This window comes from Synechococcus sp. GFB01, assembly GCF_001039265.1.
In the GTDB taxonomy this organism is placed as follows: domain Bacteria; phylum Cyanobacteriota; class Cyanobacteriia; order PCC-6307; family Cyanobiaceae; genus NIES-981.
In genome coordinates this window covers 1-22,900 of sequence record NZ_LFEK01000025.1, presented here as the reverse complement: position 1 = coordinate 22,900, position 22,900 = coordinate 1, and the positions used below count along the sequence as shown (strand labels likewise).

Genomic DNA, 22,900 nt, shown 5'->3' with positions numbered 1-22,900 from the left:
CCGGCGGCGGGGGCAGCCTTGCCCGACCTGCCGCCGCGGGGCGATCGCCGACTGGTGGCCATCAGCGATCTCAACGGCCCCTACGGTTCCACTGCCTACCTTCCCCAGGTGCATCGCGCCGTGGCTCTGATCCCTGCCTGGCGCCCGATCTGGTGCTCTGCGGGGGCGACATGGTGGCGGGCCAGAAGGCCGGCCTCAGCCCAGCCCAGCTGGCGGCGATGTGGGCCGCATTCGAGCGGCAACTGCTGCTGCCGCTGCGGCGTGCCGGTCTGCCGGTCGCGTTCACCCTCGGCAACCACGACGCCTCGGGCAGCCGCGCCGGCGGCCGCTACACCTTTGCCGAGGATCGCAAGGCAGCGGAGCGCTTCTGGCGCCCCCGCCAGGACCAGCTGGGACTGCGCTTCGTGGATGCCGGTCGCTTCCCCTTCGCCTACAGCGTGCGCCAGGCCGACCTCTTCCTGCTGGTGTGGGATGCCTCGGCCCCGCTGCTGCCCGCCGAGCAGATCGCCTGGGCGGAGCGGAGCCTGGCCAGCGAGGCGGCGCGGAGCGCCCAGGCCAGGCTGGTGCTGGGCCACCTGCCCCTTCAGGCCATCGCCCGGGGGCGTGAGAGCCCGGGGGAGGTGCTGCAGCAGGCCGATGTGCTCCAGCGGCTGCTGGAGCGCGGCGGCGCCTCGGCCTACATCAGCGGTCACCACCATGCCTTCTTCCCCGGCCGCAGCGGCCAGCTGGATCTGCTTGCGCTGGGCGCCCTCGGCCATGGACCCAGGCGGCTGCTGGGCAGCGGCCAGCCGCCTCGGCACACCCTCACGCTGATCGATCTGTTCTGGCCCCGTGACGGTCTGCCCGGCCGCCGCACCTACACCAGCTACGACATGACCAGCCTGCAGCGGATCCGGCCGGCTGAGCTGCCGGCGCAGATCACCACGCCGGGGGGGCGGCGGCTTGAGAGACTCGCTTGAGCGACCCGGCTCACCGCGCCAGCCGCCGCGTCACCGGTTCAGATCGCGCTCCATCTCGGCGATCGCCAGGCGTGTGCGGATCACGGCGTCGGGGTTGAGGCTGATCNGAGTCGATCCCCTCCTCCACCAGGAAGCGGGCGAACTCGGGGTAGTCGCTGGGGGCCTGGCCGCAGATGCCGATCTTGCGGTTGCAGCGTCTGGCTGTACGGATCGCGAGACGGATCATCGCCCTGACCGCCTCGTGACGCTCGTCGAACAGGTCGGCCACCAGGGCCGAATCCCGATCCAGGCCGAGGGTGAGCTGGGTGAGATCGTTGGATCCGATCGAGAAGCCATCGAAGCGCTCGGCGAAGGCTTCGGCTGCGATCACGTTGCTGGGCAGCTCACACATCACGTAGACTTCGAGGCCCTTCTCGCCGCGCACCAGGCCCGATCGGGCCATCTCCGCCAGCACCCGATCGCCCTCCTCGGGGGTGCGGCAGAAGGGCACCATCGGGATCAGGTTGGTGAGCCCCATCCACTCGCGCACCCGTTTGACGGCCTGACACTCCAGGGCGAAGGCTTCGCGGAAGGACGGCGCGTAGTAGCGGGAGGCGCCCCGCCAGCCCAGCATCGGATTCTCCTCGCGGGGCTCGAATCCGCCTCCGCCCAGGAGTCGGGCGTATTCGTTGCTCTTGAAATCCGAGAACCGCAGGATCACCGGCCTTGGGTGAAAGGCGGCGCAGATTCGCGCCATCCCCTGGGCCAGCAGATCCACGTAGTAGTCGGATGGGTGCTCGTAAGCGGCGGTGAGTTCGGCGATCGCGCTCCGTTCGGACGCGTCGGCCACCCGCTCCGGATGCAGCAGGGCCATGGGATGCACCCGGATGTGGTTGGCGATGATGAACTCCAGCCGGGCCAGGCCCACGCCGTCGCAGGGGATGGCCGCCAGGTTGAAGGCCTCCTCGGGGTTGCCCACGTTCATCAGGATCCGGGTGCGGGTGGCCGGCAGGTTGTCGAGCCGCTGCTCCTCCACCCGGAAGGCCAGCTCGCCCCTGTAGACGTGCCCCACATCGCCCTGGCAGCAGCTGATCGTGATCGTTTCGCCATCGGCGATGCGGCTGCTGCCGTCGCCGGTGCCCACGATCGCGGTGATGCCCATCTCACGGGCGATGATCGCGGCGTGACAGGTGCGTCCGCCCTGGTCGGTGACCACGCCGCTGGCCTTCTTGAGGATCGGCTCCCAGTCAGGATCGGTGCGCCGGGTCACCAACAGATCGCCCTGCTGGAAGCGCTGGATCTCGCCGGGGTCCTGGATCACCCGGGCCGGGCCGCAGCTCACCGAGGCGCCGATCGCCCGGCCCACCACGATCTCCTCGGCGCCGTCGGGATCGAGATGCCAGCTGCGCAGCACGGTGGCCTGCTGACACCGCGACTGCACAGTCTCCGGACGGGCCTGGAGGATGAACAGGTCGCCGCTGAGGCCGTCCTTGGCCCACTCGATGTCCATCGGGGTGGGCTGGCCCCGGCTCCGGCTGTAGTGCCGCTCGATCGCGCAGGCCCAGCGGGCCAGGGTGAGGGCTTCGCTGTCGCTGAGGGCGAAGCGGGCGCGCTCGACCTCCGGCACCGGCTCGTTGTGCACCGGAGCGCCTCCCGCCCCTTCGCCGTTGCCGGGAGCCTCGCTGTACACCATGCGGATCGCCTTGCTGCCCAGCCGCTTGCTCAGGATCGGCGCGAAGCCCTGCTCCAGGGTGGGTTTGAAGATCAGCATCTCATCAGGGTTCACCGCTCCCTGCACCACGTTCTCGCCGAGGCCGTAGGAGGCGGTGAGCAGCACCGCGTTGCGGAAGCCGGTCTCGGTGTCGATGCTGAACATCACCCCGGCAGAGGCCAGATCCGAGCGCACCATGCGCTGCACTCCGATCGAGAGGGCCACCTCGAGGTGATCGAAGCCGTTCAGCTGCCGGTAGGAGATCGCGCGGTCGGTGAACAGCGAGGCATAGCAGCGGCGGCAGGCCTGCAGCAGGGCTTCCTCCCCCTCGATGTGCAGGTAGGTCTCCTGCTGGCCGGCGAAGCTGGCATCGGGCAGATCTTCGGCGGTGGCGCTGGAGCGCACCGCCACCGCCGGCAAACGCCCCTCAGCGTCGGCCATGCCCCGGTAGGCGGTCAGGATGGCCGTGCGCAGGTCTCCTGGCAGCTCGGCACCCAGCAGCAGCTGCCGAGCGGCCGCTCCGGCGCTCTGCAGGGCGGCCAGATCGGTCGCATCGAGGCTGCCCAGCAGGGATGCCAGCCGGTGGCGCAGCGCGTTGGCGTCGAGCAGCTGCCAGTAGGCCGCTGCGGTGGTGGCGAAGCNGCCCGGCACCCGAACCCCCTGGTCGCCCAGCTCGCGGATCATCTCCCCCAGGGAGGCGTTCTTCCCGCCAACGGACGGGATGGCCTCGATCCCCACCTGGTCGAAGGGCACCACGAGGGTTGCGCTGCTGATCGGCATGACTGGCGGAGCGACCCTGCAACTCTGGCGCTGCTGCGGGGATCGGTCCTGCCCCCTGTTGTGAATCGGTGGTGGGTGGCACAGTGGCAGGGTTTCGTCCCCAAGGTCTCGTCTTCGTGCCCCGCCCCTTCCCTGCCCGGCTTGCTGCGGTTCTGGTCGGCACCCTGTCTCTGGCCCCGCTGCCGAGCCTGGCCCAGGCTGCGGCGGCGGCCAAGCCCGCATCCATGGAGCTGATGAACGATCTCTCCCTGGCCGCTGCGGTGAACACGTGCGAGCTGGCGGTGGAATCCAAGGTGCCGGTGCAGAGTGCCGTGCTCTCTACCGCCAAGGCGATCACCTATGTGGTGACCAGCCGCTATGGCGGCCAGATCGGCAATACCACCAAGCTTCAGCCCGAGCAGATCGCCAATGGCGCGATCATCCAGACCGTGGCCCGGGTGAAGCAGGGCTGCTATGGAAAGCTCAACGCCACCGACAAGAAGTTCGTCGATGAGGTGATGGCGGACTTCGAGAAGCAGGTCAAGGCCCAGGGCAAGAAGAAGTAGGTCCTGTTCCGGGCAGCCGGCCGAGGACCTGCGGCCGGCCCGCTGCTCAGCGCTCGGCCTGGCGAGGCGGGGTGCCGCCCTGCTCCGCTTCCGGCTGACTCTCCGGCAGAAACTGGGCGAGCAGACCGCCCGCCATCAGGCTCAGTCCCAGGGCCAGGGCCAGGGGCTGGTTCGCGGTCGTGGGTCCATCCGCCCAGGCTGCTGCCGCGAGGAAGGCGCTCCCCAGCAGCAGCGATGGCACTAGCACGATGCCTTTGGCGGTGCGGTTCAGGCTCATGGCTGAATCATGCCCTGCAGCGGGGGGAGATCTGGCCCAGCCCTGCGGAGATCAGACCTGCCCCGAGGTCGATGTCCCCATTCAGGCGCACGACCCGGGCCAGCAGCACACCGTCCTCCTGTCCTGCCGGCAGCAGGTTGACCCGGCTGTGGCGTGGCAGCTGGCGGCGCAGCCAGGCCACCGCCTCAGCCTGCTGGTCGGGGNCCACGGCCACACAGGCCAGTCCCACGGCACTGCTGCGGTTGCCGTCGCCCACCTGCAGCAGGGTGGCACCGCGCACTTGAAGCACCTCGGCGGCCTGGGCCATGGCTGGCCAGGCCAGCAACAGGGCGAGGCCTGCTCCAACCAGCAGCCGCCCCAACCAAGCCAAAGCCCTCACAGCCGGGCGCCACAGCTGGGGCAGTAGAGGTGGGCGCTGGCGGTGCTGGTGCCGCAGGCACCGCACTGGCGGCTGGTGTCGATCGCCAGTTCCGGATGGCTGGGCAGACCCACCATCTGGGCGTTGCTGGCGCCGGGGGGCACCATCGGGTAGCAGTTCTCATTGCGACGCACCTTCACGTCGATGAAGGCGGGACCGGGGTGGGCCAGGGCCTCGGACAGCTGCTCCCGCAGGCGGGCGCGATCGGTGATCAGCACGCCGCGCACGCCGAAGGCCTCGGCGAGCTCCTCGAAGTTGGGCATGCCGCCGGTCATCTCCGAGGCGGAGTAGCGCTCCTCGTAGAAGCTCTCCTGCCACTGGCGCACCATGCCCTGCCAGCCGTTGTTGAGCACCACCACCTTCACGGGCAGCCGGTACTGGGCCAGGGTGCCGAGCTCCTGGATGTTCATCAGGATCGAGGCATCGCCGGCCACGCAGATCACCTGGNCGTCGGGGAAGGCGGTCTGAACGCCCATGGCGGCGGGCATGCCGAAGCCCATCGTGCCCAAACCGGCCGAACTGATCCAGCGGCGCGGGCCGTTGTGGAGAAACTGGGCTGCCCACATCTGGTGCTGGCCCACATCGGTGGTGTAGTAGGCATCCGGAGCCAGCTCCCTCAGGGCCACCACCACCTCCTGGGGGGCGATCTCCCCTTCGGGATCGGGCACCACCAGGGGATAGTGCTGCTTCCAGCTCTCGATGCGCTGCAGCCAGGCTTCGGTGCGGCCTTCGGCCGCGTCGCCGCTCGAGACGGCCAGCAGGGCGTCGAGTGCCTGCTTCACGTCGGCCACGATCGGCACCTCAGGCACCCGGTTCTTGCCCACCTCCGCGGCGTCGATGTCGATGTGGATCACCTGGNCGCGGGGGGCGAAACTGTCGAGCCTCCCGGTGACCCGGTCGTCGAAGCGGGCACCGACGGCGATCAGCAGGTCGCACTCGGTGACGGCGAAGTTGGCATAGGCGGTGCCATGCATGCCGAGCATGCCCACGGCCAGGCGGTGCTTCTCATCGAAGACACCCTTGCCCATCAGGGTGGTGGTGACCGGCAGCTGGAAGCGCTCCGCCAGATGCTGCACCGCGCTGTGCGCCCCGCTGCTGATCGCGCCACCGCCCACATAGAGCAGCGGGCGGCGGGCCTGGCGGATCAGCTCCAGGGCTTGCCGGATGCGCTCCGGATCGGGCTGGGGCGGCAGCCTGTAGCCGGGTGGAATCGCCGTGCCCGGTTCCACCGGCACGTAGTCGAATTCCTCGACGCCCACATCCTTGGGCACATCGATCAGCACGGGACCGGGGCGACCGGTGGCGGCGATCAGGAACGCCTCGGCCACGATCCGGCCGATGTCGCGGGGGTCGCGCACCACCCACGAGTGCTTCACGATCGGCAGGGTGATGCCGAAGATATCGGTTTCCTGGAAGGCGTCGGTGCCGATCGCGGCTCGCGGGACCTGCCCGGTGATCACCACCATCGGCACGGAGTCCATGTGGGCTGTGGCGATCCCGGTCACCAGGTTGGTGGCGCCGGGGCCGGAGGTGCCGAAGCACACCCCCACAGATCCTGTGGCGCGGGCGTAGGCGTCGGCGGCATGGGTGCCGCCCTGCTCATGGCGCACCAGGATGTGCTTCAGCCAGCCGCGGGCCTCGGCCTTGTGCAGCTCGTCGTAGATGGGCAGGATGGCGCCGCCGGGATAGCCGAAGATGTGGCGCACCCCATGGCGGTGGAGCGCATCCATCAGGNCGTAACCGCCGTTCACCCGCCGCATCTCACCCGGCTGCTGGGCCGGTTGTGGGGCGGAAGCGGACGCGGTCGGGGCCGCAGGGGTGAGGGGCGTGAGCGTCACGGCTGCAGCGGGCCAGCCTGGCTGGCCATCATCGGACAGGCCCAACCCTAGGTGCCGAAGGGGCTTCTGGGGATGCGGCGGGCCTGGGCCATGGCCCGCAGCACCTGGGCCGGATCGAGCCAGCGGCCGGCATGGCGCATGCCCCAGTGCAGATGGGGGCCGCTGGTGCGGCCGCTCAGGCCGATGTGGCCGATCAGCTCGCCGGTGCGCACCGCCTGGCCCTCCTGCAGCCGCACCGGACCGCTGCTGTAGAGCCCTCCGTTCACCCGGCCGCCCAGATGGCAGTAGATGTGCTCGTAGGCGCCGGAGCGGATCACCAGACCCACGCCGCAGGTGCCGTCATTGATCACGCTCTGCACCACGCCGCCCCACCAGTTGCGGATCGGCGAGCCGAGCGGGGCGNNGATGTCGAGCCCGTAGTGGGGCTCGNACGCCGCCCCAGGGNNCNGTGCGGGTGCCGAAGTGGCTGGTGTAGCCGGCGAAGCTGGTGACCGGAAACATGCCGTGGCGCCAGAGGCTGGCGCCGCTGGCTTCGGCGCTGGCGAGGGGGCCCTCGGAGGGCACGATCACCGATCCCATGAGCACTGGCACCAGGCCTGCGGTCAGGACCCCTCTCAGGATGCCCGACCAACACCGGCTCCGCCCCGCCGGCCCGGTCTGCCGCGCGGGGTCTGGGGAGTGATCAGAGAAGCCCAAGCGCATGGAGCGGTCCTCGGCCGCTGATCAGTTCCAGGAGGAAAGCGGAAAACCCCAGCATTGCCAAGCGCCCGTTCCACACCTCGGAGCTGTTGTTCCAGCCCCAGGCCCACTTGTCCTGCGGGTAGAGCTTCACCCGGTTGGACAGGGCGGCGGCCTGGTCGAGGTTCACCTCCGGGCCTTCCAGGGCGTGCTGCACCAGATCGGCCAGTCCTTCGATGAAGGCGGGGGTGGTATCGAGCGCCGGCACGCGTCGGAAGTTGGTGATGCCGGCTTCGGTGGCGATCTCCCGGTATTCGATGTCGATCTCCTCGAGCGTCTCGATGTGCTCGCTCACGAAGCTGATCGGCACCACCACCAGATCCCGGATGCCTGGGCCCCCAGATCGTGGAGGGCCTCATCGGTGTAGGGCCTGAGCCACTCCACCGGGCCCACCCGGCTCTGATAGGCAAGGGTGTAGGGGTTGGCATGGCCGAGATCGCGTTCGAGCCGCTGCATGATCAGCGCGGCGCAGGCTTCGATCTCCTGCTGGTAGGGATCGCCCGCTTCCTCCACGTAGCTCTTGGGCACGCCGTGGGCGCTGAAGAACACGTGCGCCGAGGCCGGATCGGGGCAGGCCTGGATCTCGGCGGCGATCAGCCCGGCCATGGCGCCGATGTAGCCGGGGTCGTCGAAGTAGCTGCGGATGCAGCGGATCGGCAGCCGCGCGAAGCCGGGATCGGCCTGCCGCAGGCGCTGCAGCTCCCGGAAGCTGGAGCCGCTGGTGCTGATCGAGAAGTGGGGGTACAGAGGCAGCACCACCACCTCCTGGATGCCATCGGCCTTGATGTCGGCCACCGCCGATTCGGTGAAGGGGTGCCAGTAGCGCATCGCCACATAGCTGGTGGCGTCGATGCCGCGCTGGCGCAGGGCGCTCTGGAGGTCGCGGGCCTGATGTTCGGTGATGCGCCGGAGCGGCGAACCGCCGCCGATCGAGCGGTAGGCCGCCTGCGACTTGCCGGAGCGCAGGCTGCTGATCAGCCAGGCCAGCGGTTTCTGCAGCGCCGGCAGTGGCAGCCTGATGATCTCCGGATCCGCGAAGAGGTTGTACAGGAAGGGCCCGACGTCCTGGATCCGCTCAGGCCCACCGAGATTCAGCAGCAGCACGCCAACCTTGGCGCCAACACTGGCCATGCCTCGATCCGACGGGCGCACAGGGGGAGAGCGTAACGCTGCCCGTCAGGCCCTAGCGGTTCAGCGGCCCCATCGATAGGCTCGGGCCGGCGCTGCACGCCTGGTGTTGGACGACTTCGCAGCCCGGGTTGCCGACCAGAACGACCTGCTGGCCGCCGCCGGGATCGCCCTGCGCCTCGAGCTGCGCGGCCGTCGCATCGGCCTGCGCGGACCGCTTCCCTCGCGCCAGGGTGGGGGTCTCGTCGCGGTGCAGCGCATCAGCCTGGGGCTGCCCGCCAGCGATCGGGGTCTGGTCGAGGCGATCGCCCAGCTGCAGGTGGTGCTGGAGCAGCTGCGCGAGCACCGCTTCGACTGGGCCGTCTGGGCGCGGCAGGCCTCCCGCCCCGCCGGCGCATCGTCTCCGGCCCTGCAGCCCGCACACCCCTGCAGACCGGCCGGCGAGGCGATCGGCCCCCTGCTGGCGGCCTTCGAGGCGGCCTTCTTCGCCGATCCCCGCCGCCGCCGCAATCCCGCCGGCAGTCGCACCACCTGGACCGCTGCTTATCGTCCCTACCTGCGCCGCCTGGCCCAGCTGGCTGAGCGGCGGGCCCTGGGCGTGGGGCCGGAGCTGCTCGAGCAGACCCTGGAGAGCTACGCCCTCGCAGCCGCAGCCGCCAGCAGTGCGGCACCGCCCTGGCCGCCCTGGCCCGCCACCTCGGCCAGTCCCTGCCGGCGGACTGGGGCGAGCGGGCCGGGGGCTATGGGCTGCATGCCGCCCAGTTCCGCCGCCTGCCCGGCGACAGCCAGATCCTGCAGCTGCTGGAGCGGATCCCCAATCCGGCCTGGCGGCTGGCCTACGGACTGATGGCCACCTACGGCCTGCGCAACCATGAGGTGTTCTTCTGCGACCTCGCCTCCCTTGCCCCCGGCGGCGATCGCGTGATCCGCGTGCTGCCCACCTCCAAGACCGGCGAGCACCAGGTGTGGCCGTTCCAGCCGGAGTGGGTGGAGCACTTCGAACTCGAGCGACTGGGCCGCGATCCCTCCCTCCTGCCGGCGGTGACCACCGACCTGCGGCGCACGACCCTGCAGCAGGTGGGCCGGCGGGTCGCGGAGCAGTTCCGCCGCTATGGGCTGCCGATCACGCCCTATGACCTCCGCCACGCCTGGGCCGTGCGCACCATCCACATCGGCCTGCCCGACACCGTGGCGGCGCGGATGATGGGCCACTCCGTGGCGATCCACACCCGCACCTACCACCACTGGATCACCCGCCGCGATCAGCAGCAGGCGGTGGATGCGGCCCTGGCCCGACGCGAAGGGAACCGCCGATCGGCGGCCTGAGCGGTCCAGAGTGGACGCTCCCCCCTCACCGAAGAGCGAGGCATGCCGTGAGCGAGTTGCCCGAGATCGCTGCTGCGAGCGTCGATGACGCCGCGCTGGACCAACTGGCCGATGCGCTGGGGCCCGGCGGCGCGCTGGCACCGGAGCGCGACCGGGAGGCCTACCGGCGGCGCATGGCCCGCCGCCGCGAGGTTCAGCAGCAGCGGGTGGGGGAGCGCAACCGCGAGAAGGGGCTGGTGCTGGTGTTCACCGGCGATGGCAAGGGCAAGACCACCGCGGCCCTGGGGCTGGTGCTGCGCACCCTCGGCCACGGTGAGTCGGTGGCGGTGGTGCAGTTCATCAAAGGCGGCTGGCAGCCCGGCGAAGCCAAGGCCCTGGAGCTGTTCGGCGAGTCCCTGGCCTGGCACGCCCTGGGGGAGGGCTTCACCTGGGAAACCCAGGACCGCGAGCGCGACCGCCAGCTGGTGCAGCAGGCCTGGGAGCGCTCCTGCAGCTATCTGGCCGACGCCAGCCGCAAGCTGGTGGTGCTCGATGAGGTGAACGTGGCCCTGAAGCTGGGCTACCTGGCGGTGGAGCAGGTGCTCGAAGGCCTGGCCCTGCGGCCTGAGCTCACCCACGTGGCCCTCACCGGCCGCGGCGCTCCTGCGGCCCTGCTGGAGCGCGCCGATCTGGTCACTGAGATGAAGCTGCTGCGCCATCCCTTCCGGGAGCAGGGGGTCAGGGCCCAGGCCGGCATCGAGTTCTGAGCCCGCCCTCAGCCCAGGTCGCGCTGCAGCAGGGCCAGTCCGTTCACCATCACCGAAAGACCGCTCACCAGCACGGCACGGTGCAGTTCCGCCTCACGCCACAGGCCCGGATCGCGGCCGGCCCGCTCCAGGGTGGAGAGGGTGAGCCGCAGCATCACTGCGCTGGCCCCTGCGAAGGCCTGGTCCGACGGGCTGGCAGGGGGGTCGGAAGGCTGCATGGCTGGCCTGCACCACCTCACTGAAGCGGCCCGGAGAGCGGTGCGCAAGGCCGTTGCTACGCTCCGGCAAATCAACGGCGGCAATGGGTTACCAGCGCGTCCTCCTCAAGCTCAGCGGCGAGGCGCTGATGGGTGAGCAGGGCTACGGCATCGACCCCGCCATCGTGCAGTCGATCGCCGCCGACGTGGCCGCCTGCGTGGCCGACGGCACCCAGCTGGCGATCGTGGTGGGCGGCGGCAACATCTTCCGCGGCCTCAAGGGCAGCGCCGCCGGCATGGACCGGGCCACCGCCGACTATGTGGGCATGCTCGCCACGGTGATGAACGCCATCACCCTGCAGGACGGGCTGGAGAGGGCCGGTGTGCCCACCCGGGTGCAGAGTGCCATCTCGATGCAGGAGGTGGCCGAGCCCTACATCCGCCGCCGGGCGATCCGCCACATGGAGAAGGGCCGCGTGGTGATCTTCGCCGCCGGCACCGGCAATCCCTTCTTCACCACCGACACCACCGCCGCCCTGCGGGCCGCCGAGATCAATGCCGATGTGGTGTTCAAGGCCACCAAGGTCGATGGGGTCTACGACAAGGATCCCGCCAGGCATGCCGATGCCCGCCGTTTCGAGAGCCTCTCGTTCCTGGAGGTGCTCAGCAGCGAGCTGGAGGTGATGGACACCGCCGCCATCGCCCTCTGCAAGGACAACGCCATCCCCATCGTGGTGTTTGATCTGTTCGGGCCCGGCAACATCGGTCGGGCCGTGGCCGGAGCGCCGATCGGCACCCGCATTCATCCCTGAACCCAGCCATGGATCTCGAAGCCACGATGCGCAAGTCGCTGGAAGCCACCCAGCGCACGTTCAACACCATCCGCACCGGCCGTGCCAACCCCTCTCTGCTCGACAAGATCAGCGTCGAGTACTACGGCGCCGAGACCCCGCTGAAGTCGCTCGCCTCGCTCACCACGCCCGACTCCCAGACGATCCAGATCCAGCCGTTCGATCAGAGCGCCATGGGTCTGATCGAGAAGGCGATTGCCATGAGCGATCTGGGACTGACTCCCAACAACGATGGCAAGGTGATCCGCATCAACATCCCGCCGCTCACCGAGGACCGTCGCAAGGAGCTCTGCAAGCTGGCCAGCAAGTACGCCGAGGAGGGCAAGNTGGCGCTCCGCAACATCCGCCGCGACGCCATCGAGAAGGTGAAGAAGCAGGAGAAGGAGGGCGACCTCTCCGAGGACCAGAGCCGCGACGAACAGGACAAGGTGCAGAAGCTCACCGACCGGTTCATCGGCGAGCTTGAGAAGCATCTGGCCGAGAAGGAAGCCGACATCCTCAAGGTTTGACCGGCTCGCCCGCTGCGGTGGCGGATGCCTGGTGGTGGGTGCCGGGGCTGCCGGTGCCGCCACTGCCTTCCATCTGGCGCGCCTGGGCCACCGCGTGGTGGTTCTGGATCAGGCCCGCTTCCCGCGGCCCAAGCCCTGCGGCGGGGGCATGGCCGCCTCGGTGCAGCGGCTGTTTCCCTTCGATCTGACCCCCGCCGTGGATGCGGTGATCGAGCGGGTGCGGTTCAGCTGGTGCCTCGGCGACCCGGTGGTCGCGGAGCTGCCGGGCGATGCCCCGTTCTGGATCGTGCGCCGCGCCGTGCTCGACCACTTCCTCACGGAGCAGGCGGTGGCGGAGGGGGCCACCTTTCTCAGCGGCTGGCGGGTCAGCGCGGCCGAGCGGCAGGAGGGATCGCTCTGGCGGCTGCGTGGCTCCGGTCCCGATGGGGAGGATTTCGAACTCGACGGCCGCGCCCTGGTGATCGCCGATGGATCTGAATCCACCCTGGCCGCACGACTCGGCCTGGGCCCNGACCAGCCCCAGTACGCCACCACCGTCTCGGTGGAACTGGACGGTGCCGTGCTGGATCCCCACACCGCCTGGTTCGAGTTCGGCTTGGTGCGCCATGGCTTCTGCTGGGCCTTTCCGCGTCAGGGCGGAGCCAGCATCGGCGTGGGCAGTTTCATCGGCCGCGAGGCGGTGGAGGCCGATGCTGTGCTGAGCCAGCTGCTCCCTGCCCTGGGGCATGAGCCATCAGCCGGGCAGAGGCGTCACAACCGCCTGCGCATCTGGAGCGGTCACCATCCGCTGCACGGCAAGGGGGTGCTGGTGGTGGGTGATGCCGCTTCCNTCTGCGACCCCTNCCTGGCGGAGGGGCTGCGGCCGGCACTGATCAGCGGCTGCGAGGCCGCCGTTGCCCTGGATCGCTGGTTGCGCGACGGAGACGACCAGGCGCTTGCGGGTTATTCCGCCCGCATGCGCCAGTGCTGGGGTGAGTCGATGGCCTGGGGCCGCCGCATTGCCCAGGTGTTCTACCGGTTGCCGCGCGTGGGCTATCAGCTCGGCATCAAGCGCCCAACAGCCCCGCAGCGGATCGCCCAGATCCTCTCGGGCGAGATGGGTTACGGCGATATCGCCCAGCGGGTGATTCGCCGCCTCCTCTTCCAGCGCTCCTAGAGCTTGGTGCAGTCCTTGAGCTGGCGCAGCCGCTGGTCGATCGAGCCCAGCAGCTCGATGGCGAACATGGGCGATTCCTGCACGGCAAACAGAAACTTCTCCCGGTTCATCACCAGCAGGCGGCAGGGGGTCAGGGCCTTGGCATTCCCGTAACGGCGGTGCTCACTGGTGACGAGGNCCCCGGCCCCGAACACATCACCGGCCTCGATCTGCTCGTGTCCCTGGTCGCCGTTCCAGCTGAGTTCCACCGTTCCCTCCAGCAGCCCGAACATGCAGTCGCCCTTCTCCCCCGACCGGAAGATCAGCTCACCGGGCTCCACGCTGATCACCTCTCCGGTGCTGGCCAGAGCGCGCATGGTGTCGAGGGCATTCACAGGGCTTGGATGAAGGCGGGAACCGCCAGTTTCGCCTAGCGGGGTCAAGGCCCGATTAAGGCAGCGAGTTCCAGCCAGAACCGACCTTGATGCAGCATGGCGAGGCGCCGACTGGCAGGCAGTTCCATGGTCGCTCTGGTCTCGAGGCTGGCTCTGCTGCTGCTCTTCAGCGGGCTCCAGGTGCGCTCTGTGCGTGCCGAGCCGGGTCGGCGCTACACCCCTGAGGGCTTTCAGTTTCCTCTCTCCACCAGCAGCTTCATCTACCACCTGCCCACCAAGGGACTGGGGGCGCGCATCATTCTGGGCACCTGGATCGCCGAGACCGTGGAAGGTGTCAAGGCTGATCAGGTGATCGATCAGGCGGAGATCCGGCCGGGTGAGCTTCCTGCCGTGTACTTCAGCCTCGGCAGGGGCAAGAACCCCTGGCCGCCCGGTCTGTACCGACTGGAGATCCGTGCGGACGGCCGCCTGCTGCGCACCGAGCGGTTCGTGCTGCGCTGATCCGACCACCCCTCCGCGCCTGGAGCCACCGCACGCTCCCCCTTGATGCTGCGCGGCCATGGTCGCGAGTGGCACCAACAAGATGAGCCGCTTGATCAGGAGTTTCGATCAGGACTGGCGCTTTGCCAGGACACACAGCTTGCTATCCGCATCAGCCGCGCGTGAAGCCGGCCGGACCATGCACAGCTGGATCAGGATCATCCCTGGCTCGATGTGTGACGGAGGATTGGCATGAATGCCCGCAGGAATGGTAACGGCGGAATCGTTCCCTTCACCCTGATGCTGATCGCGGCGGCAGGCGTGCTGGGCTGGTTGACCTGGCGGGCCGTCGACACCGGTCGGGTACGCCTGGTGAGCCGCAATTCCTCCGGCACGCTCGTGGTGCGGCAGGAGAAGCCGCTCCTGTACTGGGCCAACGTCGGCACCCTGGCCTGATGAGCGCGGGTTCCCTGGGCCTGGCCGTGTGGATCGTGCAGCTGGCCCGCTCCGAGGGGCGGCGTGCCGACCCCGCCGAGCGGGACTGACACGGGTCCGGGAGGGCGCATCAGCCCAGCCGCTGCCTGCTGGGTCTTTCAGGCGCGCCCTCGTTCAGGCGCGCCCGAACGCGAGGGCCGCACCCAGCCCTCCCTGCACGTCCTGCGGAGCCAGGCGACCATCCTTGTCGGTGTCGAGGGCGTCGAACACCGCATCGCTGCCCAGCCACTCCTCGCGGGTGATGCAGCCGTCGCCGTCGAGGTCGTTGAGCAGGAAGATCTCATGCACGGCGTGGCTGAAGGCCGCACCCCCNTCCAGCTCAGCCAGCCGGTGGGCCAACTGGGCTTCCAGCGTCTCGATGGCCTTGCAGAAGCCGCGGATGCCCTCGTCGAGCTTCTCGGTGGCCATGGGGTCGGCGGCGAGCATCGCTCGGAAGTGCTGTTCGTCGAGGTGGAGCTGGGCCTCGGTGGGGNCCGGATCGAAGGGATTGAGCTTGCGCTCAAGCACGCCCTCGGTGCTGCGCAGCTCATCGAGCAGCGCCGGCGAGATGGTGAGCAGGTCGCAGCCGGCCAGTTCGATGATCTCTCCGGAGTTGCGGAAGCTGGCCCCCATCACCTCGGTCTTGTAACCGTAGGTCTTGAAGTAGTTGAAGATCTCGCTCACCGAGATCACCCCTGGATCCTCCGGTCCCGGGAAACTGTCGCGGCCGCTGTTCTTCTTGTGCCAGTCGAGGATGCGCCCCACGAACGGTGAGATCAGCGTCACCCCCGCCTCGGCGCAGGCCACAGCCTGGGCGAAGCAGAACAGCAGGGTGAGATTGCAGTGGATGCCCTCCTTCTCCAGCTGTTCGGCGGCGCGGATCCCCTCCCAGGTGGAGGCAACCTTGATCAGCACCCGGTCGTTGCTGATGCCGGCCTGGTTGTAGAGACCGATCAGCTTGCGGGCCTTGGCGATGGTGGCCTCGGTGTCGTAGCTGAGCCGGGCATCCACCTCGGTGGACACCCGCCCGGGCACGATCCTGAGAATCTCCTTGCCGAAGGTCACGCAGATCTCGTCGAGGGCCTCGCGCACCACCTCATCGGCACCCGCCTCCGGGCCCACCACCTCGCGCGACTCCTTCAGGGACCGGTCGATCAGCTCCTGGTAGCTCGGAATCTGGGCTGCCGCCAGGATCAGCGAGGGATTGGTCGTGGCATCGCGGGGAGTGAACTGGCGGATCGCACCGATGTCACCGGTGTCGGCCACCACCACGGTCATGGCGGCGAGCTGGTCGAGAAGATTGGCCATGCAGGAGGGCACGGGGCCGTAATGGAATTCAGGCTAGCCAGGCGCTCTCAGCCCAGCCCAGGCCTGGTCGGCGATCCTTGAGGGAACGCCCACACTCAGCCGGCCGGCGCTGGGGACGGCGCGGGGGTGACGGGGCGCGACGGCGGGATGCGCTCGAGCACCAACAGGGCGTCGATGATCTGTCTGGCGACCGGCGCGGCCACGGTGGAGCCATAGGCGTTGCCTCCCTTGGGTTCGTCCACCACCACGAGCACCACGTAGCGGGGGTCGTTGATCGGCAGATGGCCCACGAAGCTGGTGATCAGCGCCCCCGGGATGTAGACCCCGCGGTCGGCCTTCTGGGCGGTACCGGTCTTGCCACCGATGCGATAGCCGGGAATGGCGATGCCCAGGCTCTTGCTGCGTTCCACCACCTGCTCCATCCATCCCATCACCGTGCGGGTCGCCTTCGGGTCGAGCATGGTCACACCGGGGGCCGCGCTCGTGCTGGCCAGGGCATCACCGGAGCGCAGCCCACGGGTGATGTGGGGGCTCACCAGCCGACCACCGTTGGCCAGCATGGCGTGCAGCTGCAGCAGCTTCAGGGGGGTGAGGGAGAACCCCTGGCCGAAGGCGGCCACCGCCGGCTCGATGGCCTGCGAGGTGAAGGCCTGGCGGCTCTTCAGTTCGCCGGCCACCGCACCGGGCAGGTCGGTGTCGATCGGAGCATCGATGCCCAGGCGCTTGAGCCAGTTCCAGTAGCGGTCGCGCGGCAGCCGGGACATCGCCTGCACCATCGCCACGTTGCTGGAGACCTGCAGCACGGTGGGGAAATCGATCACGCCGTTGGCCTTGCGGTCGTGGTTGAAGATCGGCCAGCCATCGATCGTCAGGGAGCCACCGTCGTTGACCCTGCCGCCGGGCTCGATGCTTTCTCCTGCAGAGCGAGCGCCAGGTTGATCGGCTTGAAGGTGGAGCCGGGTTCGTAGAGGTCCTGCACCGACCACTCGCGGAAAAGGCCGGGCTGGAAGGCCCAGAACCGGTTCGGGTCGTAGGTGGGTGTGGAGGCAAGGGCCAGCATCTCGCCGTTGCGCACGTCCATCACCATGGCAGCGCCGCGTTTGGCGTTCCATTTCTTCACCTGGGCGGCGAGGGCCTGCTGGGCCACCTGCTGCAGGCGGCTGTCGAGCGTGAGCTGCAGGCGCAGGTCGTCGCCGTAGAGCGAGCCGGCGGCGATGCCCTCCGGCAGAGGCGTGCCATCGGCGCCGTGGCGCATGCTCAGCGTGGTCTCGTGCCGCCGCAGTTCACCGTCGCGGCTCTGCTCCAGGCCCGCCTGCGGAACTCTCTCCAGATTGAGAAAGCCGACCACATTGGCGAACAGCTGGCCCTGGGGATAGACCCGCTGCGGATAGGCCTCCAGATCGAGCCCGCTGATGCCGAGCTGGCGCACGGTTGCGCATCGGCCCCGGGGGCGGGGAGGCCCCGCAGCAGGCCGAACGGCAGTGGCGGATCTGCGCAGAGGCCCTGGCGCAGCGACTGGCCGGGCTGAAGGTGAAGGATCTCGATGAAGCCGAAGCGATCGCCGAGCGCCGCGGCGCCCTCGAGGCCGAGCTGCAGCAGCTGCGGCAGGCCGCCAGCGCCATCCCCTGGGCCCGCCTGCAGCGGGATGCCAGCGACCAGCAGGAGCGCCGCCAGCGGCTGGCGGTGGCCCTCCAGCCCCATGCCGCCCGGCTGGAGCAACTGCGCCAGCGCGATGAGCTGCCCGAGGGAAGGGAGGCACTGGAGCAGTGGCGCGACGCGCTGGCCGCCGCGGCCAGGCAGCTGGAGGAGCAGCGGAGCGGCTGGCTGGATCAGCTGCAGCAGCTGCGCCGCAGCGGTGCGGAGCAGGATCAGCAGCAGCGCAGCGGCGAGCAGCGACTGCAGCAGCTGCTGGGCTCCCTGGCCGCCCTGGAGGAGCGGCTCCACCAGCTGCACGAGCGGCATGGGGATCTCGACGGCATGGATCGCCAGCTGGCGGAGCAGGAGCGGGAGCTCCTGCGGCGCCGCGAGGCCCTCACCGCCCTCGAGCAGCAGATCAGCAGCGCCCTCGAGGCGGCCGGCTGCCCGGCTGCCGCCGACCCCGGCCAGCTGCTGAGCCTGCTGCAGGCGGAGAAGGAGGCGCTGCTGACGCGGCGAGGCCAGCACCAGCAGGCCATTCAGAGTCTCAGCGCCCAGGATCCGACCGCCGCGGTGGAGCAGAGCCAGGCGGAGCTGGAGCAGGCCGATGCCGCCTGCAGCAGGCTGGAACTGCAGGCGCGGGCACTGCAGCATCTGCTGCGGCACCTCGACGAGGCCCGGCGGCAGCTCTCCGAGCGCTACAGCCAGCCGCTCACCGATGCGGTGACCCGCTACCTGGATTGCCTGGCCTGCCCGGGCTACCGGCCGGGGCTCGACTTCGAGCCGAGCGCGGGCCTCAGCAACCTGCAGCTGAGCCAGGGCGGCGAGGGCTTCCGGTTCGAGGAGCTCAGCGGCGGCATGCGCGAGCAGCTCAACGGCGCCCTGCGGCTGGCCATGGCCGAGCTGCTGCAGCCGGCCTACGACGGCGTTCTGCCGCTGCTCTTCGATGACGCCTTCACCAGCAGCGATCCCTCGCGGTTGAGCGGACTGCGGCGGATGCTCGAGCTGGCGATCGAGCAGGGACTGCAGATCGTGCTGCTCTCCTGCACCCCGGATCTCTATGCCCCCCTGGTGCAGGGCGGCGGGATGGAGCACCACCTGGAGAGCTGATGGAATGGCGCCGCCTGGTACCGGCCGACCGCGACGAGCTGATCGCGGTGTACCGCGATGCGGTGCTCAGCCAGGCCGCCGGTCTCTACCGCCCCGAGCAGGTGCAGGCCTGGGCCCACCACGCCGGGCGTGACCCGCAGGCGCTCCGCTGTCTGGAGCAGGGCTACGGCATCGCCAGCCTGGCCGGGGCGGCGATCGAAGCCTTCGGCATCCTCGATCCCCCCGCCGGCGACCACGGCCGGCTGGCGCTGCTCTACTGCCGCGGCCGCAGCTGCCGCCAGGGTCGCGCCACGGCCATCCTGGAGCGGCTCGAGGCCGAGGCACGCCGCCAGGCTGTCGCCTGCTGCGCACCGAGGCCAGCCAGCTGTCGCGGCCGCTGCTGGAGCGGCACCGGTGGCAGGTGGAGCGGGAGGAGCGGCTGATCTTCGCCGGCCAGCCCTTCCTGCGCTGGCGGATGATCAAGCCCCTGATCTGAGCGGGGGATGGCCGAAGCGGATCTGCAGCGGTTTCTGCGCAAGGTGGAGCAGCTCAACGCCTTCGTGGCCCTCAGCGAGGCCAACCCGGAGCTGCGCCGCCAGCTGCGCGACTGCAGCCATCACAACGCCGTGGTTGAGCTGGCCCGCCGCTGCGGTTTCGAGATCGGCCGCCGCTGGGGCGAACCGGCCCCCGGCGACGCCGAGCCGGGCGCGGCGGGCAAGCAAGCCGATGCCCCCCCCGGCCCTCCGACACCACCAACCTGCTCACCCCGAACTGCCCGCCGCCCGGCGAGGAGATCACCACGGTGCTGCAGCAGGGGCCGGGCTGGCGGCTGGAGCGGATCCACTCCTGCCAGGCCTGCAGCCCGGAGGGCTTCTGGTACGACCAGAGCGAGCACGAGTGGGTCACCCTGCTGCAGGGCAGCGCCCTGCTGCAGTTCGCCGATGAAGCCTCACCGCGCCCGCTCAGCCGTGGGGATGGCCTGCTGATTCCGGCGCATCGTCGCCATCGGCTGCTGGCGACCGACCCGGCTCCGGGAACCGTCTGGCTGGCCCTGTTCTGGCCGGCGGCCGGCGCATCGTGAGCGAGCGCACCAGCCAGTAGGCGGCCCCCAGGGCCAGCACCGCCACCCCCAGGCCGGCCAGCAGCTCGGGCTTGCTCTCGGCTCCGGGCGGCAGCACGATCACCTTCCGGGCCACCGCCGTCATGGCGGTGAGCAGCACCAGCTCGATCTGCACCACATGCCGCCGCAGATAGGAGGTGATGTTCTGCAGCACCTCCACGGCGATCAGCAGCGTGAGCAGATCGCCCAGCACCCGGTTCAGCCGCGAGCCCAGCCAGTCGGTCGAGGGGGAGATCAGGGCCCAGCCCACCTGCCAGATCAGCTGGACCGAGGCGGCCACCATGACCACCACCAGCACCGCCGCGAGCAGTTTGGCCAGCTGCTGCTCAGCCCGATCCATCACAACCAGATAGTCGGAATCCTCCAGCAGCCGTGGCAGGCGCCGCAGCCATTCTCCCTGCTGCCTCGGGGTGCGGGTCATCGTGGCTCGTTCCGGATCGAAGGACACCCCGCTCAATTCGGGAACTGCTCAAACTCAGGCCTGGCCTGGGTGTCGCTCGGGGAGTTCTCCAGCTCGGTGTCGCAGGTGATCGAGCCATCCACGGGATTGGTCCTGCAGTTCTTGGGCTTCACCTTGGTGGAGGGTCCCACCGAACTGCCGGGGCCCACCATGTAGCTCTCGCTCTGGGCCATGTGGCTCGCATCCGCCAGGGCGGGGGCTGGGTGCAGCAGCGCCAGGGCCGGAACCAGGGCCGCCGCCAGCAGAGGCAGTCGGGGAGTCGCAGGGGCGGTGTCCATATCCGATCCACAGGAGGGCCACCCCACTCTGCCTGGCCCGCCTCAGGCCTGCCGGTCCTGGCGGATCTCCTGCAACAGCAGATCGAGCTGACCGAGCGCTCCCTCCGGGTCGTCGCCGCCGCCGGCCGCCGGCCCGCCCTGATCCTCGCTGTGCCAGCGAGCCTCGATGCCGCACAGCTGCTCGGCCAGCCCGGACAGGCCGTGCTGGCTGTAGGTGCGCTGAAGCACATCCAGAAGCACCGGCATGCGGATCGAGGCGGCATGCAGGGCCCGGCGCAGATCGGCCTGGGTGCGGCCGCTGTGGCGCAGCCACTCCTTGAGGAAGACCTGCAGATCCTCCAGATCGGCGCTGCTCAGCATGGCCATGGCGTTCAACGCCCCAACGGGAACCAGCGATCCAGTCTGCGCTGAGCCCGCTGACGGATGGACGGTGTGCGGTAGCGACCCAGCACACCGAGCAGGGCGGTGAGCGCCACCAGGTCATCGCTGAAGCCGATCGCCGGCAGCAGGTCGGGAATCAGGTCGAGCGGCACCAGCAGGTAGGTGAGCGCCGCCAGCACGGTGAAGCGGGCCGGCTGGGGGGTATCGGGATCGAGCAGCAGCTCGAGGCATTCCAGAGCCGGCCGGGCCAGGCCGCGACCGGCGCGCCGCAACAGCCGCAGCAGCACCGACTGGTCGACCACGGTGCTCTCCAGCACCTCAGCCTCAAGCGGTTCGTCCATGGCGGGGCAGCGGCTCCGATCCCATCATTCCTGAGCTCCGCTGCATCCCGACCGCACCTCCCCGGTCGGTTCTCACACCAGACCGGTCTCGATCCCCGTGCGGCGGAGCTTGCGCAGGGCACGCTGCACCACCTGACGGCAGTACTCGCGGCTGCACTCGAGCTGGCGTGCCACCTCGGCCAGGGTGCGCCACTCGTGGCTGCCGTCGAGGCCGAAGCGCAGCATCACCACGGTGCGCTCCCGGGGGGTGAGGTTGGCCCGCTCCAGCAGGGTCCAGACCGTGGCCATGCGCTCGGCCAGCTCGGCCCGCTCCAGCGGCGGCAGCTCGGCGCTGGGCAGCACGTCGACCAGTTCGGAAGGGTCCGACTTCGACTTCACCACCCCCTGCAGGCTCACGGTGACGCTGCGCAGCTCGCAACCCAGCAGGTCCTCCACATCCGCCACGGGCAGCTGCAGGCTGGCGGCCAGCTGGGCCGACGACGGCGCCACCCCGTTGGCCTGGAGGAAGCGGGCCTTGGCGGCCCGCAGGCGGGTGAGCTTCTCATTCACGTTCACCGGGATGCGGATCGTGCGGCTCTGGGTGGAGAGGGCTCGGTTGAGACCCTGACGGATCCACCAGTAGGCGTAGGTGCTGAAGCGATGGCCGCGCGTGGGGTCGTATTTCTCCACGGCCCGGGTGAGGCCGAGGGTGCCCTCCTGGATCAGATCCAGCAGATCCAGGCCCTTGTTCTGATAGCGCTTGGCCAGGTTCACCACCAAACGCAGATTGGCGGTGATCATCTGATTCTTGGCGCGTTCGCCGATTCGCAGCGTGCGGCGCTCCAGGTCGTTGTAACGGCAGGCGGGGCCGGAGCCTCCCGCCAGGCGGCAGCGCTCCTGAAGGGCAGTCATCGCCTGCACCTTGCGGCCCAGGGTGAGCTCCTGCTCGGGAGTCAGAAGCTGGTGCCGGCCGATCTCTCCGAGATAGGCACTCAGGGAACTCGCCATCGCGATCGCTGATTCTCATTTGAACCTAGGGGGATTCAACCCAGCTCAGAAAACCAACGGAAAAGCTTCCAACTTTGCGATCCGCTGTCCTGTTTCAGCTCGGCTTCAGCATCGTCGGCATCGGCCAGGATGCCGGCGCCGGACACAGCCGGGAGCCGCTCGCTACCGTGGCCGACCGATGCGCCTCGCCCCATGTCCGTTCCGGCGATCCTTCCCGCTGATGTGCTGCCCCGGGCTGGCGTGGCCTACGTGCACTACCTCAGTTTCATGGTGTGTTTCGCCGCCCTGGCGCTGGAACGGCGCCTGATCCGCGCCAATCCCGACAAGGCCGACGCCACCCTGATGGTGATCACCGATGTGGTGTACGGCGTGGCGGCCCTGGCACTGCTGGCCAGCGGCATCCTGCGGGTGCTCTATTTCGGCCAGGGCAGCGGCTTCTACACCGAGAACCCCCTCTTCTGGTGGAAGGTGGGTCTGTACCTGGGCGTGGGTGGTCTGTCGCTGTATCCCACCATCACCTACATCCTCTGGGCGATCCCGCTGCGCAAGGGGGAACCCCAGGTGAGCGAGGCGCAGGCCAGCCGGCTGGCCTGGATCCTCAACATCGAGCTGGCGGGATTCGCCCTGATTCCCCTGCTGGCCACCCTGATGGCCCGCGGCGTGGGCCTGCCCGGTCTGCCCGGCGCCTGACACGGATGCCCCACAGGCTCGCCCGCCGGCGATTCGGCTGGCTCACCCTGGCGCTGCTGGGAGCTTCCAGCGGCTTGCTGGCCCTGTCGCGCGGCAGGGCGAGCCGATCGGCACGCCCGCCTGCC

At 69.6% G+C, this 22,900-nt stretch carries 24 protein-coding genes and 4 pseudogenes; 13 read left to right on the top strand and 15 right to left on the bottom strand.

Annotated features, from left to right (window positions below; genetic code table 11):
* The first annotated feature begins 152 nt into the window (after nt 1-152).
* Nucleotides 153-959 (top strand): metallophosphoesterase, encoded by an 807-nt coding sequence (locus SYNGFB01_RS04605; protein WP_235299923.1) that lies wholly within the window; start codon nt 153-155, stop codon nt 957-959.
* Between the two features lie 30 nt (nt 960-989).
* On the opposite strand, the pseudogene ppsA reads toward SYNGFB01_RS04605, so the two are convergent.
* Nucleotides 990-3,429: pseudogene (gene ppsA / locus SYNGFB01_RS04600) on the bottom strand (phosphoenolpyruvate synthase).
* 116 nt (nt 3,430-3,545) lie between these two features.
* On the opposite strand from ppsA, the gene SYNGFB01_RS04595 reads away from it, so the two are divergent.
* Nucleotides 3,546-3,974: a hypothetical protein gene (locus SYNGFB01_RS04595; RefSeq protein ID WP_152669527.1), complete on the top strand. Its 429-nt coding sequence runs from the start codon at nt 3,546-3,548 to the stop codon at nt 3,972-3,974.
* Between the two features lie 46 nt (nt 3,975-4,020).
* On the opposite strand, the gene SYNGFB01_RS04590 is transcribed toward SYNGFB01_RS04595, so the two are convergent.
* The 5 genes and pseudogenes from SYNGFB01_RS04590 to hemH form a co-directional block, all read right to left on the bottom strand.
* Entirely contained in the window at nt 4,021-4,251 is a 231-nt protein-coding gene (locus SYNGFB01_RS04590; RefSeq protein ID WP_048017124.1) for a GIVxVP protein, read from the bottom strand.
* Nucleotides 4,252-4,258: 7 nt separating this feature from the next.
* The gene (locus tag SYNGFB01_RS04585; RefSeq protein WP_048017123.1) at nt 4,259-4,612 is read right to left on the bottom strand and encodes a hypothetical protein; all 354 of its coding nucleotides are present in this window, start codon (nt 4,610-4,612) and stop codon (nt 4,259-4,261) included.
* A 14-nt stretch (nt 4,613-4,626) separates the two neighbouring features.
* The gene (ilvB, locus tag SYNGFB01_RS04580) at nt 4,627-6,507 is read right to left on the bottom strand and encodes a biosynthetic-type acetolactate synthase large subunit (protein WP_255347528.1); all 1,881 of its coding nucleotides are present in this window, start codon (nt 6,505-6,507) and stop codon (nt 4,627-4,629) included.
* Between the two features lie 47 nt (nt 6,508-6,554).
* The gene (locus SYNGFB01_RS15265) at nt 6,555-6,890 is read right to left on the bottom strand and encodes a M23 family metallopeptidase (RefSeq protein ID WP_235299924.1); all 336 of its coding nucleotides are present in this window, start codon (nt 6,888-6,890) and stop codon (nt 6,555-6,557) included.
* A 299-nt stretch (nt 6,891-7,189) separates the two neighbouring features.
* A pseudogene (hemH, locus tag SYNGFB01_RS04570) lies at nt 7,190-8,376 on the bottom strand (ferrochelatase).
* Between the two features lie 106 nt (nt 8,377-8,482).
* On the opposite strand from hemH, the pseudogene SYNGFB01_RS04565 reads away from it, so the two are divergent.
* Nucleotides 8,483-9,699, top strand: a pseudogene (locus SYNGFB01_RS04565) (site-specific integrase).
* Between the two features lie 47 nt (nt 9,700-9,746).
* Nucleotides 9,747-10,445, top strand: coding sequence for a cob(I)yrinic acid a,c-diamide adenosyltransferase (gene cobO, locus SYNGFB01_RS04560; protein ID WP_235299922.1), 699 nt, complete (start codon nt 9,747-9,749; stop codon nt 10,443-10,445).
* Nucleotides 10,446-10,453: 8 nt separating this feature from the next.
* Here cobO and SYNGFB01_RS14820 read toward each other — a convergent pair whose 3' ends face one another.
* Nucleotides 10,454-10,663 carry a hypothetical protein gene (locus tag SYNGFB01_RS14820; protein ID WP_048017122.1) on the bottom strand — a complete coding sequence of 70 codons (210 nt, stop codon included), beginning with the start codon at nt 10,661-10,663 and terminating at the stop codon, nt 10,454-10,456.
* A gap of 83 nt (nt 10,664-10,746) precedes the next feature.
* Here SYNGFB01_RS14820 and pyrH point away from each other — a divergent pair, with 83 nt between their 5' ends.
* The 3 genes from pyrH (at nt 10,747) to SYNGFB01_RS04540 (ending at nt 13,158) form a co-directional block, all read left to right on the top strand.
* On the top strand, nt 10,747-11,454 hold the full coding sequence (gene pyrH, locus SYNGFB01_RS04550) for a UMP kinase (RefSeq protein WP_048017121.1): 708 nt from the start codon (nt 10,747-10,749) through the stop codon (nt 11,452-11,454).
* Nucleotides 11,455-11,462: 8 nt separating this feature from the next.
* Nucleotides 11,463-12,002, top strand: a complete 540-nt coding sequence (gene frr / locus SYNGFB01_RS04545) for a ribosome recycling factor (RefSeq protein ID WP_048017120.1) — start codon at nt 11,463-11,465, stop codon at nt 12,000-12,002.
* Nucleotides 12,003-12,030: 28 nt separating this feature from the next.
* On the top strand, nt 12,031-13,158 hold the full coding sequence (locus tag SYNGFB01_RS04540) for an NAD(P)/FAD-dependent oxidoreductase (RefSeq protein WP_048017127.1): 1,128 nt from the start codon (nt 12,031-12,033) through the stop codon (nt 13,156-13,158).
* Here SYNGFB01_RS04540 and SYNGFB01_RS04535 read toward each other — a convergent pair.
* On the bottom strand, nt 13,155-13,532 hold the full coding sequence (locus SYNGFB01_RS04535) for a Crp/Fnr family transcriptional regulator (RefSeq protein WP_048017119.1): 378 nt from the start codon (nt 13,530-13,532) through the stop codon (nt 13,155-13,157). The two genes, SYNGFB01_RS04540 and SYNGFB01_RS04535, sit on opposite strands and share 4 nt — an antisense overlap.
* Before the next feature lie 126 nt (nt 13,533-13,658).
* On the opposite strand from SYNGFB01_RS04535, the gene SYNGFB01_RS04530 reads away from it, so the two are divergent.
* The gene (locus SYNGFB01_RS04530; protein ID WP_048017118.1) at nt 13,659-14,033 is read left to right on the top strand and encodes a WavE lipopolysaccharide synthesis family protein; all 375 of its coding nucleotides are present in this window, start codon (nt 13,659-13,661) and stop codon (nt 14,031-14,033) included.
* A gap of 231 nt (nt 14,034-14,264) precedes the next feature.
* On the top strand, nt 14,265-14,468 hold the full coding sequence (locus tag SYNGFB01_RS04525) for a hypothetical protein (RefSeq protein WP_048017117.1): 204 nt from the start codon (nt 14,265-14,267) through the stop codon (nt 14,466-14,468).
* Between the two features lie 153 nt (nt 14,469-14,621).
* Here the strand turns inward: SYNGFB01_RS04525 and SYNGFB01_RS04520 are convergent, their stop codons facing one another.
* Nucleotides 14,622-15,794, bottom strand: coding sequence for a transaldolase (locus SYNGFB01_RS04520; RefSeq protein WP_048017116.1), 1,173 nt, complete (start codon nt 15,792-15,794; stop codon nt 14,622-14,624).
* Between the two features lie 95 nt (nt 15,795-15,889).
* A pseudogene (locus SYNGFB01_RS04515) lies at nt 15,890-17,223 on the bottom strand (peptidoglycan D,D-transpeptidase FtsI family protein); the annotation flags it as partial.
* Nucleotides 17,224-17,225: 2 nt separating this feature from the next.
* Here SYNGFB01_RS04515 and SYNGFB01_RS04510 point away from each other — a divergent pair.
* The 3 genes from SYNGFB01_RS04510 to SYNGFB01_RS04500 are packed head-to-tail and all read left to right on the top strand — an operon-like array spanning nt 17,226 to nt 19,504.
* The gene (locus tag SYNGFB01_RS04510; protein ID WP_048017115.1) at nt 17,226-18,539 is read left to right on the top strand and encodes an ATP-binding protein; all 1,314 of its coding nucleotides are present in this window, start codon (nt 17,226-17,228) and stop codon (nt 18,537-18,539) included.
* Nucleotides 18,539-18,961, top strand: coding sequence for a (2Fe-2S) ferredoxin domain-containing protein (locus tag SYNGFB01_RS04505; protein ID WP_235299921.1), 423 nt, complete (start codon nt 18,539-18,541; stop codon nt 18,959-18,961). Before SYNGFB01_RS04510 ends, SYNGFB01_RS04505 begins: the two co-directional genes overlap by 1 nt.
* A gap of 60 nt (nt 18,962-19,021) precedes the next feature.
* Complete coding sequence (locus SYNGFB01_RS04500) at nt 19,022-19,504, top strand: Nif11-like leader peptide family natural product precursor (RefSeq protein WP_235299920.1); 483 nt, start codon at nt 19,022-19,024, stop codon at nt 19,502-19,504.
* On the opposite strand, the gene SYNGFB01_RS13050 is transcribed toward SYNGFB01_RS04500, so the two are convergent.
* The 5 genes from SYNGFB01_RS13050 to SYNGFB01_RS04480 form a co-directional block, all read right to left on the bottom strand.
* Nucleotides 19,481-19,978, bottom strand: coding sequence for a phosphate-starvation-inducible PsiE family protein (locus SYNGFB01_RS13050; RefSeq protein ID WP_072061562.1), 498 nt, complete (start codon nt 19,976-19,978; stop codon nt 19,481-19,483). The genes SYNGFB01_RS04500 and SYNGFB01_RS13050 overlap by 24 nt on opposite strands.
* A 113-nt stretch (nt 19,979-20,091) precedes the next feature.
* A complete protein-coding gene (locus SYNGFB01_RS13045; RefSeq protein WP_072061561.1) occupies nt 20,092-20,376 on the bottom strand; it encodes a hypothetical protein in 285 nt (94 codons plus the stop codon).
* A gap of 42 nt (nt 20,377-20,418) precedes the next feature.
* Entirely contained in the window at nt 20,419-20,742 is a 324-nt protein-coding gene (locus tag SYNGFB01_RS04490; RefSeq protein WP_048017114.1) for a hypothetical protein, read from the bottom strand.
* Nucleotides 20,743-20,747: 5 nt separating this feature from the next.
* Nucleotides 20,748-21,098, bottom strand: coding sequence for a YkvA family protein (locus tag SYNGFB01_RS04485; RefSeq protein WP_048017113.1), 351 nt, complete (start codon nt 21,096-21,098; stop codon nt 20,748-20,750).
* A gap of 72 nt (nt 21,099-21,170) precedes the next feature.
* Nucleotides 21,171-22,085: a sigma-70 family RNA polymerase sigma factor gene (locus tag SYNGFB01_RS04480; protein WP_048017112.1), complete on the bottom strand. Its 915-nt coding sequence runs from the start codon at nt 22,083-22,085 to the stop codon at nt 21,171-21,173.
* A gap of 192 nt (nt 22,086-22,277) precedes the next feature.
* Here SYNGFB01_RS04480 and SYNGFB01_RS04475 point away from each other — a divergent pair, with 192 nt between their 5' ends.
* Complete coding sequence (locus SYNGFB01_RS04475) at nt 22,278-22,775, top strand: DUF2214 family protein (protein ID WP_048017111.1); 498 nt, start codon at nt 22,278-22,280, stop codon at nt 22,773-22,775.
* The last annotated feature ends 125 nt before the right edge of the window (nt 22,776-22,900 follow it).

What these genes read in the sequence shown, in the direction of transcription:
- SYNGFB01_RS04590 (WP_048017124.1), bottom strand. Translation starts at nt 4,251, where the DNA reads ATGAGCCTGAACCGCACCGCCAAAGGCATCGTGCTAGTGCCATCGCTG.
- SYNGFB01_RS04525 (WP_048017117.1), top strand. Translation starts at nt 14,265, where the DNA reads ATGAATGCCCGCAGGAATGGTAACGGCGGAATCGTTCCCTTCACCCTG.
- SYNGFB01_RS04500 (WP_235299920.1), top strand. Translation starts at nt 19,022, where the DNA reads ATGGCCGAAGCGGATCTGCAGCGGTTTCTGCGCAAGGTGGAGCAGCTC.
- SYNGFB01_RS04475 (WP_048017111.1), top strand. Translation starts at nt 22,278, where the DNA reads ATGTCCGTTCCGGCGATCCTTCCCGCTGATGTGCTGCCCCGGGCTGGC.
- SYNGFB01_RS13050 (WP_072061562.1), bottom strand. Translation starts at nt 19,978, where the DNA reads ATGGATCGGGCTGAGCAGCAGCTGGCCAAACTGCTCGCGGCGGTGCTG.
- SYNGFB01_RS04485 (WP_048017113.1), bottom strand. Translation starts at nt 21,098, where the DNA reads ATGGACGAACCGCTTGAGGCTGAGGTGCTGGAGAGCACCGTGGTCGAC.
- SYNGFB01_RS04490 (WP_048017114.1), bottom strand. Translation starts at nt 20,742, where the DNA reads ATGGCCATGCTGAGCAGCGCCGATCTGGAGGATCTGCAGGTCTTCCTC.
- SYNGFB01_RS04505 (WP_235299921.1), top strand. Translation starts at nt 18,539, where the DNA reads ATGGAATGGCGCCGCCTGGTACCGGCCGACCGCGACGAGCTGATCGCG.
- pyrH (WP_048017121.1), top strand. Translation starts at nt 10,747, where the DNA reads ATGGGTTACCAGCGCGTCCTCCTCAAGCTCAGCGGCGAGGCGCTGATG.
- SYNGFB01_RS04480 (WP_048017112.1), bottom strand. Translation starts at nt 22,085, where the DNA reads ATGGCGAGTTCCCTGAGTGCCTATCTCGGAGAGATCGGCCGGCACCAG.
- SYNGFB01_RS04530 (WP_048017118.1), top strand. Translation starts at nt 13,659, where the DNA reads ATGGTCGCTCTGGTCTCGAGGCTGGCTCTGCTGCTGCTCTTCAGCGGG.
- SYNGFB01_RS14820 (WP_048017122.1), bottom strand. Translation starts at nt 10,663, where the DNA reads ATGCAGCCTTCCGACCCCCCTGCCAGCCCGTCGGACCAGGCCTTCGCA.
- SYNGFB01_RS13045 (WP_072061561.1), bottom strand. Translation starts at nt 20,376, where the DNA reads ATGGACACCGCCCCTGCGACTCCCCGACTGCCTCTGCTGGCGGCGGCC.